The sequence below is a fragment of the Arthrobacter sp. 1088 genome (genome assembly GCF_031455315.1).
GTDB lineage: Bacteria > Actinomycetota > Actinomycetes > Actinomycetales > Micrococcaceae > Arthrobacter.
This window is the reverse complement of the sequence record NZ_JAVDSM010000017.1, coordinates 17,106-29,521: the sequence shown is the minus strand read 5'-3', so window position 1 is coordinate 29,521 and position 12,416 is coordinate 17,106. Positions and strand designations below refer to the sequence as shown.

Here is a 12,416-nt window from a genome sequence, read left to right as displayed (position 1 = left end):
CTGGTGAGGATCCTTTTGCCCTTGAACTTCTGGAATTCGACAACCGGAAGAGGAAGTGGACGTGATTGAACAATGCGACACTCCTGTTACCTGGAGAATTTAGAGGCTGAAAACGTTGCGAGCCTCTTGTCATCGCGAAGAGCATTCAACAACAAGAGGCTCGCTGTCGTGTCCTAGAGCACTTGACTAAGGAACTGGCCGAGGCGCTCCGTCTTGGGTTTGTCGAAGAGTTCCTCCGGTGATCCGGTTTCTACCACCGCACCCTTGTCCATAAAGATGACGCGGTCCGCCACATTACGGGCGAAGCCCATTTCGTGCGTCACCACAACCATCGTCATACCTGACCTGGCCAAGGCAGCCATCAAGTCGAGAACGCCTTTGACCAGCTCCGGGTCCAGTGCGCTCGTGGCTTCATCAAAGAGCATGACTTCGGGCTCCATCGCCAGCGCACGGGCAATGGCGACGCGCTGCTTTTGTCCGCCTGAGAGGCTGGCAGGACGGAAATCCGCTTTTTCCTTCAGCCCGACCTCCCCGAGCCTGTCCAAGGCAATGCTCTTTGCCTCGTCCTTGCTGAGTTTGCGCACCTGGCGAAGTGGCAAGGTGATGTTCTCCAGGACTGTTTTATGTGGAAAAAGATTGAAGTGCTGGAATACCATCCCTACGCGCTGGCGCAGACGGTCGACGGAACCGTGGGAAACGTCCTCGCCGTTGAGAATTACGGAGCCGTCGGTGATTTCCTCCAGCCGGTTCATGCATCTGAGGACCGTGGATTTTCCGCTGCCAGAGGGTCCAATGATGCAGACGGTTTCGCCCTTGCGGATTTGCAGGTCTACTCCATGCAGTACCTCTAGGTCCCCGAAGCGCTTTCGAACACCTTGAAGTTCCAGGGCTACGTCATCCTTGGTTATCTCGGCGGCACCCGCTGGATAGGTGGTTTCTGTTGACACTTTACTGCTACCTCTTTATCGGGCTGGGACCGGTGGTCAGTTCTTTTGCAGGGTCGAGGGCGACCCGGACTTTCTTCCCGACACGCATCTTGCGGTCAACCAGGTTCACTACATGCGTGAGGGGAATCGTGATGACGAGATAGAAGCATCCGGCGACGACCAAGGGAGAGAGGTTGCCGAAATTAATTGAAGCGTCCTGACCAATGCGGAACAGGTCGCGCTGTTCTGCCAAGAGACCGAGGACGTAGACCAGCGAACTGTCCTTGACCACACCGATGAACTGGTTCATCAGTGAGGGAAGAACTTGACGGACCGCTTGGGGAACGACGACGAGACGCATGGAGGGGCCGTAAGACATTCCCAGTGCTCGGCTTGCTTCCATCTGTCCTTTATCGATCGATTGGATCGAAGCGCGGAAGATCTCGCCGATGTAGGCCCCGGAGATGAGGCTAAGCGCGATGATGGCCAATAGGTAGGGATTTCCCCCCGTGACCCCATATAACGGCTGTGCCAAGGCAGAGCCTATAAGGAGGATAGTGAGGATGGCCGGCAGACCGCGGAGGATATCGGTGTAGACGCGGGCAAACCAGCCAGCAACCCTGTTCCCGCTTACGGCCATAACCGCAATGATCAGCCCGATGAGAATACCCAGCGCGGTGGCCGACAGGGAGATGATGAGCGTGTTGACGAGCCCATAGGTGAGGATGTTGGGCAGCACCTGCAGCATGAGCTCGATGTTGAAAAAGGAACTTATGAAGTCATTCATGACGCTTCCTTATGGGGTGGAACGTCGCTTGCAGGGACGATGATGAAAGAACGACGTATCAACGTTTTGCGCTTACTTTTTCGGCTGGTACTCCGCCGGGAGTTTGATCCCCGCGAAGTACTTCTCGTAGATGGCCTTGTACGTACCGTCCTCAATCGCCTTTTTGACGCCGGTGTTGAGGGCATCGGTCAACTTGGTGTTGCCCTTCTTGATGGCATAGCCAATGGGAGCATCGTCCGCTGCGATCTCGTAAGTGGTCTCGAAGGGAACATCGGGGTTCTCCTGGACGTAGCCTGCCGCGATAGGCAGATCAGTAAATAGAGCGTCAGCAGTTCCGTTCTTGACAGCGAGGAGCCCCACGGTGTTGTCCGTGAATTTCACCAACGACGATTCGGTGAAATTCTTGGTAGCCAAGGTCTCCTGGTAGGAACCCTGAGTGACTGCGATCCTCTTGCCCTTCAAGGAATCCTTGTCGCTGGTGATACCGCTGCCCTTCTTGTTAAGCACCGCATAGCGGGCGACGAAGTATCCATCGGAAAAGTCCACCGTCTTCTTCCGCTCATCTGTGATCGAGATACCAGCGGCTCCCATGTCGTACCGCCCCTGTCCCAGCGCCGGGAGGATCGCTGAGAATTCCTGTCCGGTGTAGGTAACCTTCAAATTCAGGTCGTTCGCGATGTGGTCGAGAAGTTCTTTATCAAAGCCGGCTGGCTTGCCGTTGTCCATGTAGGTGAACGGTTTAGCATCCGAGTTGATCACGACTTGGATTGTTCCGGGCTGCTTCAAGTTGTAAGGGTTGTCGGTCGCGCCGGTTGCTGTGCTCGCAGACGACGCGCAGGCGCTCATGGAAGCTGCGAGTGCCAGTGCTCCAGTGAAAGCCAAGGTCCGCATGATGAATTTCAACTTTGTCTCCTGTGTGTAGTGCAGATGTCCTGCTGATGGGGGTGCCGGGTACTTCGGTGTACTGGGCACTGGTTGAGCTGGTAGTCCGCGGGGCCGATGGTCCACGCGGACCGGTGTATTGCAGTCGCGCGTTAGGGATGTTTTGTCAGACGTTCTTCAGCCATGGCATGGGCCACGTCTTGGGCTGTGGTACCTGTTGCCTTGGCGCGTTTGAGGCACTCGTGCACACGTCCGTAGATTCCGCGGACACTTTGTTCTGCGCGCTCAAGGTTGAATCCGCCTTCCTGGCGGGAGTCGGCATCGCAGATGATGCCGCCTGCGTTAGCGATGAAGTCCGGTACGTACGTGATGCCGCGGGCATCCAGGGCTGGCCCATGTGAGGGTTCAAGCAGGATGTTGTTGGCTGCACCTACAACGATCCTGGCCTTCAGGGTTGCAATGGCGAAGTCGTCGATGATTCCGCCGCGCGCGCAGGGGCAGAAGACGTCGACGTCCTGGGAGAGGATATCTTCGGCGTCGACCCACTTGGCGCCAATGGATGAGGCGAATTCTGCCATCTGGGGGCGAACATCAGTGGCGATGACTGTGGCGCCGCGCTCGACAAGCATTTGAGCGACCTTGGCCCCGACGGCGCCCAGGCCCTGAACTGCAACCTTTAGGTTGTTGAAGTCCTCGAAGCCCTCGTGTTCAATGGCTGCGCGCATGGCTTCCACGACGCCAAGTGCCGTGCCCCCCGAAACGTCACCGCCTCCACCAATGCGTTGTGGCCGTGTCAGGACGAAGTCGGTTTCTTCGAGAAGGATTTCCATGTCGTTGAGAGTGGTTCCGATGTCGAAACCTGCCAGGTATTCTCCGCGGAGGCTCTGGATCTTGCGGCCCATGGCACGAATGATCTTTTCCTTGGATTCGCTGGTTGGATCCCCGATGATGACCGATTTGCCTCCCCCGAGGGCTAGCCCTGCGGCCGCGTTTTTATAGGTCATGCCCCGCGCGAGACGCATGACGTCATTGAGGGCCTCTTCTTCGGAGGCATAGGGGTACATCCGTACTCCTCCGCCTGCAGGTCCGAGGACGGTTGAGTGGATAGCGACAATGGCGCGGAGCCCCGAGTCGGGGTCGGTGCAGAAGACGACCTTTTCGAAGCCTTCGTGAGTCATTCGTTCAAGCAGCATTTCTTGTCCTTTTGAGGTTGTGATTGCACCACCACGGCGTTGTGGCGGTTGGGGTGCGGTTCGCGCCCTGGTGGGCTCAGATTGGATGCGAGTTCAGCCCGTAGGTCTCTTACCAGTGGATGAGGTTGTGGTGCGGGTCGATTTTGATGTCGAGGAATACCGGGCCGGTCAGGCCGTTCGTCCAGAGTTCTGCTGCCTGTTCGATGTCTTCAATTGAGCGGATAGTGCGCGCGCGCATGCCCATGCCTGCCGCCAGGGCAGCAAGGTCTGAAAAGTCGTTGCTGGAGTAATCAGCGTCGAAGCCGTAACGCTCCAACCTAAAGTGTTCGAAGCCATATGAATCGTCGTTCCAGGCAGTCACGATGACAGGGAACGACTCGCGGACAAGGGTGGCGAGCTCGCCGACGCCCATCATGAGACCGCCGTCGCCGACGGCGAGGAGAGTCGGCTTTCCTGGCCGTGCAGCCGATATGCCGGCTGCTCCGCTGATGCCCAAGCCAAGGGAGGCAAAATAGTTCATGGTGAGCAACGCTTCCGGCGAGGCGGCGTGCAGATACGGCCATGTGCCGACGTTGAACCGGCCAACGTCGGACACGAAGGCAATATCCGCTGGCAATACCTTGTTGAGCGCCGTTGCTGCTTCCCTGATGTCAACTGTTCCGGGGCTCGTGACCGCTGGCGTGAAAGAACTTGCTGCTGCCGTCGATGTTGCGGGAGTCATCCGATCTAGCCAAGCCGACCTCTCAGGTTCCATGTTCCCGGACAATATCTCGTTCATGGTCGCCGCCACGGCCCGTACGTCCCCGACAACGCCGCAGTCAACGGGTGTGTAGGCGCTGATTGCGGCTCCGTCTTGGTCAATCTGGACGACCCGTTTGCCCTGCGTGATGGTGCCGTCGAAAGAGGTCCAGTTGTTCAGTGCTGCTCCGAAGGCGATGAGGCAGTCGGAGTCAGAGAGGATTGCCGCGGCGCGTTCGTCGGATAGGCCACCCACGATGCCTATAGATCGAGCATTTGAGCGGAACAGTTCCTTGCCAGCGATAGTCGTGCCCAGAAGGGCGCCGGTTTGTTCGGCCAGTTGGGCCAACTCCTCTTCCGCCTCGGCGACGACTGCACCACGGCCGGCGATGATGATGGGGCGTTCCGAGGCGAGAATGAGCTCCAATGCCGGCACAACTTCTGCCGCGAACGGCCTACGGGGCCTTTGTGCGTGCGGCATGTGCGCTATCTGGGGGGTTTCAAGTTCCCACGACTGGAAGTCGGAGGGGACGTCGAACAGAACGGGAAGTCGCGATGTCTTCATGCGCTGAAGGGCCCTGGTCAGATCCCGCCCGATGGTTTCCGGCTTGTAGGCGCGCTCGTAAAGCGCGCCGGCTGTTGCGGCTATCTGCGCCAGGTCAATTCTTTGCGGGTTGGTCGGTTCTGCTGGGGTTGATCCTGAGATGACGAGGACCTCGCTGCGGGCGCGTGCGGCTTCAGTCAGGGCCGTCATAGCGTTGGTAAGGCCCGGCCCGTGGGTGATGGTCGCAAGTCCGGTGCGGCCACTGCTGCGGTGGTATGCATCTGCCATTGACACTGCACCTGCCTCATGCACAGTGCGGATGTACCTTCCGCCCGCTTTGCGGTAGTCACAAATCATGTGCAGGTTGGCGTCTCCCATCAAACCGAACAGCACTTCGCTGTCCAGCTTGGCGATCATGGATGCCATCGCCTCGTACAACTTCATTCATTCCCTCGATTCATTGTGCAGACGTGAGCGTTCTGCTGAGCAGTGGGTTGGACAGGAACCGCCCGTGCCCCTTACGAGAAGTCGCGGTGAGAGCTTCGTCACGCTCTGGGTTGGGTGTCAGCCTAGGTGAAACCAACGGGTTGCGCAATGCCCATTGCGTGCCAACTAGGGAAAATCTACTCATCTAGCGATCTTTTAGCGCGCAGATTACGTGAGAACGTCGCATTTAACGGCTATTGCTTCTCATGTTTGAGTGCCGCTGCTTCACCAGCGCTCGTACTCGAGGCAGAAATCGTTAAGGAGGTGTCGGCACGCCAGCCAAGGCACACCCGCCCCCAGGCCAGCGCAGTGGCTTCAGAGCCTGCGCCCGGGAGGAGTACAACCTGGGGGGACATGGGCCCAATTCCAGGGCCCGCTCACATGTGAGCGTGGTTCCGGAGGTTGTGGGTCAGTCCGTGAACTTCGCCTCAAGCGTAGGTGTTCGCAGCAGACTGAGGACGGACAACGACATGACCCGCCGGGTCTCCTCTTCAGAGAGTCCTCGGCCAAATCGGAAATCGAGGTAGACGCGTTCGTCGAAGATTGTCGCCCACAGCAGTATCGCTGCCTCTTGGTCTTGATCTGGCACGATGCCGAGCTCGATGAGGTTATTGAGTACACGCTCGAGGACGCCGTAGTTCCACCTGATGGCCTTGTCCCCCTCGTGGTAGCGCTCAAGGTATCCGCGGGGTGACCGGATCATGGACGCGGGGCGGGCCCAGGCCACATAGTGATTGAGGATCCTTCCGCAGACCTCGTTGAAAAGGCGAAAACCGGAGAAGTCTTCAAAAATGCCCTCGAGATCTTCCATGAGCTGGACGTACGAGCGGTGGTAGAACTCGGCCTGCAGCTGCTGAATAGCGTCGAAGTGCCGATACGCTGTCGCGGTGCTGACCCCTGCTTCCCGTGCAAGTTCAGGAAGAGAGAAGTTAAAGCCCCTGCTTTCGGCCAGGCGTCCGGCACTGTCCAGTAGCCGATCCCGGGTGCGCTGGGTGTCGGCGCGAAGCTTGCCTGCCATCAAAATCCCTTTCGCTGATTGCAGCGGCCAATGGTGCCTAACGCTGGAGGGCGTACATCTGAAGCCGGACATCGCGGGCACCGCGCATGTGCTTCTCGGCGATCAACGCCGCAGATTCAGCGTCCCTGGCCGCAACGGCATCAACAAGCCGTTCGTGTTCCAGGACAGCCTCCTCCCAGCGTCCACCAAACGTGAGCGTAGTCGAGGGGTAGCGGATCAAGTGGACGTTCAACCTGTTCAAGAGGTCAACAAGAGTGGGACTGTGGCTGGCGGCCCAAATGGCTTCGTGAAAGACCCTGTTCGCCTCTGCGCGTTCCCCGCCTGCCACGCTGGAGAGATTCTTCATTGCTTCGTGCGCTGCCCGAATACGGATGAGGTCCAATTCAGATCGGCGTTCGGCCGCTGCGCGTGAAGCTGCCCCTTCAAGTGTGATCCGAACATCGTAGATGTCGAGAATCTCTTCGGGAGTCGAAGTCTTGACATGCACCCCCCGCGGCGTGCGGACAACAAGCTGCTCGTGCTCGAGCCTCTGCAGAGCCTCGCGGATGGGGGTGCGGCTGATGCCATAGCGGCCCGCAAGCGCATTTTCGGCCAAGGCGTCTCCTGGCTGAAAGTGGCCAGACATGATGTCTGACCGGATGCTTTCGTAAACACTCGTTGCCAATCCTGCTGCGCCCCTTTTGTTGTATGCAGATGTCTACATTTAAGCACGCCCTCCGCGAGCGGCAGTCAGAACCGGGAAAAAACTGATGGGAGGGCTGACAAATGGATTGCACCAGCGTAAGGTATACCTCTGTATACAGCTACATGCAGGAGTGGATGAGGACATGGAAAACGGGAATACTTTTGGCAATCGGCCGACGGGCGAGCAGCCTGATGTAATCGTCGTTGGCGGTGGCAACGCCGGATTCACGGCTGCGCACGCTGCCGCAGTGCGGGGCCGCAAAGTCGTGTTGCTTGAGCGCGGTGTGGAGGACATGGCTGGCGGCAACAGTTTCTACACTGCTGGCGCCACGCGCATCAGTCATGCCGGCTTGGAGGACCTAAAGGACTTCGTGGAACCGGACGACCGGCACACCGTCACCGAAGTACCGCCCTACAGCGAAGCGGATTACGCCGCCGACCTGGAAAAGGTCACGGAAGGCCGCAACGACCCTGCGTTGACGAAAGTGCTTGTGGCCGAAAGCCAGCCAACCGTCCGCTGGCTCCAGTCGCTGGGCGTCAAGTACCGCCTGATGTACGAGCGTCAGGCCTACGAGCGCGAAGACGGGACCTTCCTGTTCTGGGGTGGCCTGCACGTCGGTAACGTCGGCGGTGGTGAAGGGCTCATCGCTGACCACACCCGGGTAGCCGCCAAACTCGGTATTGAGGTCCGGTACGGCCAGCACGTTACTGAACTCCTCGTGGACAGCAACCGGGTGGTTGGAGTCGCGATCGACGGCCCTGACGGGCGCGAAGAACTTCGTGCGGAATCGGTCATCCTCGCCGCGGGGGGCTTTGAATCGAACCGCCAATGGCGCCGGGAACATTTGGGCGAGGGCTGGGAGAACGCCAAGGTCCGCGGAACGCCCTACAATAACGGTGACCTGATTCAGGCTGCGCTGAATATTGGGGCTGCCAAGGGCGGTGACTGGGGCACGGCTCACAGCGTGCAGTGGGATGCATTCTGCGCCACGAACGAAAGCAACCGTGAGCTCACCAACCGTTTAACCCGCCAAAGCTATCCCTTGGGCATCATCGTCAACTCCGAGGGGCGCAGGTTCCTGGACGAGGGGGCGGATTTCCGCAACTACACCTACGCCAAGTACGGAAAGGTGATCCTCCAGCAGCCGGGGTCCATCGCCTACCAAATCTTCGACAGCGAACTTAGGCCTATGCTCCGCACCGAGGAATACGACATGCCAGGCATCTCGGTTACGGTGGCCGATACTTTGGAGGAATTGGCAGCCAAGATCGATGTCGATACCGAGACGCTGGTGAAGACGGTTTCGGAGTTCAACGGATCGATTGACCGCAGCGTGATCTTTGATCCGACCGTCAAAGACGGCCGGAAGGCACAGGTCGATCCGCCCAAGAGCAACTGGGCAGCGCCGATCGAGAGGGGTCCGTTCTACGCCTACGCGGTGACCTGCGGAATCACGTTCACCTTCGGTGGGCTCAAGGCAGACACGGATGGCCGTGTTCTGAATGAGCAGGGCAACCACATTCCCGGTCTCTATGTCTGTGGCGAGATGCTCGGTGGCCTGTTCAGCGGCAACTACCCGGGCGGCTCCGGGCTGGCAGCGGGTATGGTTTTCGGCCGCCGCGCCGGGAACCTCGCGTAAGGAACTGCACGGCGGGCCGGACGGTGCCGATGGCAGTCTCCGGCCCGCTTGCTGCTTTCAGAATTCAGCATGATCGTCAGGGAGTCCTTCATGAATGACACGTCAAAAACAGTCCAACCAGCCGATCCATCCCCGAAGGATAGCGCGGCATGCCTGGAGCAGCAGGCCCGCGGTCCGCTTGAAGGCCTCCGCGTCCTGGACATCAGCACGGTGTACGCGGCACCAATCACAGCCATGCTGATGGGGGATTTCGGCGCCGAAGTCATCAAAGTGGAACATCCCAAGGGTGACCCCGCCCGCTCCCACGGTGCCAACAAAGACGGGCAGGGCTTGTGGTGGAAGGTTATTTCACGTAACAAGCAGACGGTGACACTCAACCTCAGCACAGCAGAAGGCCAGAAGATTCTTCGTGACCTGGTGACCACGGCAGATGTGCTCGTAGAGAACTTCCGGCCAGGCGTACTGGAAAGATGGGGCCTGGGCCAGGACGACCTGCTGACGATAAATCCCCGTCTTGTCATGCTCCGTGTCACCGGCTTCGGCCAAACCGGACCCTACTCCCAGCGCCGCGCCTTTGGCACCCTGGCCGAAGCAATGAGCGGTTTCGCCCACCAGACAGGCGAAGAAACAGGACCGCCTACCCTCCCGCCCTTCGGCTTGGCAGACGGCGTGGCGGGCATCACCGGAGCGTTCGCAGTTGTGACTGCAATTTATGCGCGCAACTCCAGCGGCAAGGGCCAGGTCATAGACATGTCCCTTTTGGAGCCGCTGCTGGGGATTCTCGGTCCCGGCCCCACCGCCTATGACCAGCTGGGCACCATTGCCGGACGGCACGGCAACAAATCACCAAACAACGCCCCGCGTAACACCTATCTGACGGCGGACAAGCGGTGGGTCGCCATTTCTGCCAGCGCAACCTCCGTGGCTGAACGTGTGATGCGACTTGTGGGAAGGCCTGACTTTGTCGAGGAACCCTGGTTCTCCTCAGCCGGTGAACGGAGCCGACGGGGCGACTTGCTCGACGCCGCGGTGTCAGCGTGGATCGCTGACAGGACACTTGACGAAGTCAGCCGTGAGTTTGAGCGCGTGGGCGCCGCCTTGGCCCCAATCTACGACGTAGAACAACTGATGCATGACCCGCACGTCATTGAACGCGAATCGATCACCACAGTAGAGGATGAGGATCTGGGTCCAGTGCGGATGCAGAACCTCATCTTCAGGATGCTCGGCACACCCGGACAGATCAAATTTCCAGGCCGCAGACTTGGCCAGGACAACACAACCGTTTACGGCGACCTTCTCGGCTACGACGCAGAGCGCCTCGATCAACTCAGCAAGGAAGGCGTGATCTGATGACAAGAAGCTGGCTCTTCGCCCCCGGACACAACGAAAAACTGCTCGGCAAAGTCTTCGACCGTGGCGCCGACGAGGTCATCCTGGACCTCGAAGACGCAGTACCGCCCACGGACAAGGCCCGGGCGAGGGAGCTTGTTGTGGCGGCACTGCACCAACACCGGGCATGGGTGAGGATCAACGCCGCGGGCACCAGCCTCGCCGAAGAAGACCTGCGGGCTGTCTCCGCCGCAGCATCTGGAATACGGATCCCCAAAGCCGAAACTGTCGAGGACGTCCGCTGGGTCGCCGAAAGGGCGCCGGGTAAACCAATCATCTGCGCGATCGAGTCCGCCAAAGGAGTGTTGAACGCATTTGCGCTGGCAAGTGAACCGCAGGTCGCCCATCTGGCCCTGGGCGGCATCGACCTGAGGACTGATTTGGGAACAGGTGAGGGTGCCGTTCCCCTGCAGTATGTGCGGTCCCATTTGGTGGTCGCCTCTCGCGCCGCAGGCCTGGCTGCACCGATCGACAGCGTGTATCCGGACTTACAGAATCCCGACGGGCTTCGCAGCGAAGCCGAGTTGAGCCGGGTTCTAGGTTTCGGCGGCAAATCGGCCGTTCACCCTAACCAACTCGCCACCCTGCACTCGGTCTTTACACCAAGCGAACGGGAAGTGGCCTGGGCATTGGAGGTCACCAAGGCGTTCACGGACGCCAACGGCGAGGCCATCCAGCTTCCCGGAGGAGAATTTGTCGATCTTCCCGTCGCTGAGCGGGCCCGGAAGATTTTGCTGCTCGCAGAGCACAGAGGGTGACTTACGTGACAACGACTGCAGCACACCCCGAATCGACAGCGGACACCCGCCAGACCGGCGAAGGCTTTTGCTGTGGTTGGGGGACCGACGGCGATTGCCACTATTGCACGGGTCCGGAAACGGACTAACCACCTCAGTCAGACTCCGGGCGCCCGGAGCTCAACTCACAGTAGAGGCATGCAATGCGTTCAACAGGTCGCGGACATTCGGGGCGGGAGGCCCGCAACAACAAGAAGTGGAAAACCGTCATCGGTGAGAAGGTCGAGGTGTGGCTCGAAGGGGAGATGTACCGGCACGGGCTGGTCGATGATGTCATGCCCGATGGCTCCGGTTTATGGCTCGCATCCGAAGGGCCATTTCATCGGGAGTATGTGGACGTTGCATCCGGTTTTGAGGTTCGGACCGGGCATCTCCCTGGCCTCTGACCCGTCCGGGCGGCAGTCAGCGCCGGAAAAAGCCACGCAGTGTACCGCTCTGGGCAACTAGCACAGCGATGATGACTACCAAGCCGCCGGCGACCTCATACCATGCCAGTCTTTCCCCCAGCACCGTGATTCCGAGGACCACCGCGACCAGCGGGGTCAGGTAGGTGACAGTGGAGGCCAACGTTGCCCCCAACGCGTTCATGACATTGTTATACCAAACGTAGGCAATACCGGTTCCTATTGTTCCCAGGAGCAGCATGCTGACAACGACGGGAGGGGAGAGGGTAACTGCGTCCCTGGCAAGGAACGGCGCCAGCACCAGCATGATGACGGCTGCGGAGCTTATCTGGCTCGCCGCCACCGTGCTGGAGTCGTACTCGTGTGCACGGAAGAAGCGCCGTGAGTAAATAAAGCCCACTCCGTACATGACACTTCCCATGAGGCATGCAAGTTGCGGGAGGACAGAGGTCGAAGCAGCAGCGCCCCACAACTGCCAGGGGGCGAGCACGAGGATGATGCCGCCGGCAGCGGCAAAAAGCGCGATTGTTTTGGCTCTGGTGAGCCGTTCGTCGGGCAACACCGCAAGGGCGAGAAGCAGGGTAGCTATCGGGGTCGTGGCATTGAAAATGCTGGACAAACCCGAGGGAAGAGATTGCGCGGCCCAGGAAAACAGAAGGAACGGTGCAACGCACATGATGAATGCCATCGCAAAGAAGTGAAGCCACACCGTTCCTCTGGGCCATTTCCGTCCCGTGACGAGCATGAGGAGGGCCAAGAGCATTGCTCCGCCCACCAGCCGACCCAGCACTACCTGTGCTGGCGACAACCCGCTCACAGCCACCTTGATGAACAGGAAGCTAGCACCCCAAACGGCCGCCGTGCAGGCATACTGCAAGAGGGTTGACAAGGCGTTTCCTGGCCCGCCAGGCCCTAGATTCGCCTT

Annotated in this window: 12 protein-coding genes; 4 read left to right on the top strand and 8 right to left on the bottom strand. The window is 59.5% G+C overall.

The annotated features are described in order from the left end of the window. Positions 1 to 173: 173 nt before the first annotated feature. The 7 genes from J2Y41_RS20885 to J2Y41_RS20855 all read right to left on the bottom strand — a co-directional run bounded on the left by J2Y41_RS20885 (position 174) and on the right by J2Y41_RS20855 (position 7,238). A complete protein-coding gene (locus J2Y41_RS20885) occupies positions 174 to 908 on the bottom strand; it encodes an amino acid ABC transporter ATP-binding protein (RefSeq protein ID WP_396133575.1) in 735 nt (244 codons plus the stop codon). Between the two features lie 46 nt (positions 909 to 954). Then, on the bottom strand, positions 955 to 1,713 hold the full coding sequence (locus J2Y41_RS20880; protein WP_309931397.1) for an amino acid ABC transporter permease: 759 nt from the start codon (positions 1,711 to 1,713) through the stop codon (positions 955 to 957). A 72-nt stretch (positions 1,714 to 1,785) separates the two neighbouring features. Next, positions 1,786 to 2,616: an ABC transporter substrate-binding protein gene (locus J2Y41_RS20875; RefSeq protein WP_309931395.1), complete on the bottom strand. Its 831-nt coding sequence runs from the start codon at positions 2,614 to 2,616 to the stop codon at positions 1,786 to 1,788. Between the two features lie 131 nt (positions 2,617 to 2,747). Further along, entirely contained in the window at positions 2,748 to 3,788 is a 1,041-nt protein-coding gene (locus J2Y41_RS20870; RefSeq protein ID WP_309931393.1) for a Glu/Leu/Phe/Val dehydrogenase dimerization domain-containing protein, read from the bottom strand. A 109-nt stretch (positions 3,789 to 3,897) separates the two neighbouring features. Then, on the bottom strand, positions 3,898 to 5,514 hold the full coding sequence (locus J2Y41_RS20865; RefSeq protein WP_309931390.1) for a thiamine pyrophosphate-binding protein: 1,617 nt from the start codon (positions 5,512 to 5,514) through the stop codon (positions 3,898 to 3,900). A 451-nt stretch (positions 5,515 to 5,965) separates the two neighbouring features. Further along, positions 5,966 to 6,574, bottom strand: coding sequence for a TetR/AcrR family transcriptional regulator (locus J2Y41_RS20860; RefSeq protein ID WP_309931388.1), 609 nt, complete (start codon positions 6,572 to 6,574; stop codon positions 5,966 to 5,968). A gap of 37 nt (positions 6,575 to 6,611) precedes the next feature. Continuing rightward, positions 6,612 to 7,238: a GntR family transcriptional regulator gene (locus tag J2Y41_RS20855; RefSeq protein WP_309931386.1), complete on the bottom strand. Its 627-nt coding sequence runs from the start codon at positions 7,236 to 7,238 to the stop codon at positions 6,612 to 6,614. Between the two features lie 163 nt (positions 7,239 to 7,401). Between J2Y41_RS20855 and tcuA the strand changes: the two genes are divergently transcribed. From tcuA to J2Y41_RS20835, 4 genes are all read left to right on the top strand, one after another. Continuing rightward, positions 7,402 to 8,898 (top strand): FAD-dependent tricarballylate dehydrogenase TcuA, encoded by a 1,497-nt coding sequence (tcuA, locus tag J2Y41_RS20850; protein ID WP_309931384.1) that lies wholly within the window; start codon positions 7,402 to 7,404, stop codon positions 8,896 to 8,898. A 90-nt stretch (positions 8,899 to 8,988) separates the two neighbouring features. Next, positions 8,989 to 10,251 (top strand): CoA transferase, encoded by a 1,263-nt coding sequence (locus tag J2Y41_RS20845; protein WP_309931382.1) that lies wholly within the window; start codon positions 8,989 to 8,991, stop codon positions 10,249 to 10,251. Beyond that, entirely contained in the window at positions 10,251 to 11,048 is a 798-nt protein-coding gene (locus J2Y41_RS20840; protein ID WP_309931380.1) for a CoA ester lyase, read from the top strand. Before J2Y41_RS20845 ends, J2Y41_RS20840 begins: the two co-directional genes overlap by 1 nt. 182 nt (positions 11,049 to 11,230) lie before the next feature. Continuing rightward, positions 11,231 to 11,473, top strand: coding sequence for a hypothetical protein (locus J2Y41_RS20835; protein WP_309931378.1), 243 nt, complete (start codon positions 11,231 to 11,233; stop codon positions 11,471 to 11,473). A gap of 16 nt (positions 11,474 to 11,489) precedes the next feature. Here the strand turns inward: J2Y41_RS20835 and J2Y41_RS20830 are convergent, their stop codons facing one another. After that, positions 11,490 to 12,380, bottom strand: a complete 891-nt coding sequence (locus J2Y41_RS20830) for a DMT family transporter (protein WP_309931374.1) — start codon at positions 12,378 to 12,380, stop codon at positions 11,490 to 11,492. Between the last annotated feature and the right edge of the window lie 36 nt (positions 12,381 to 12,416).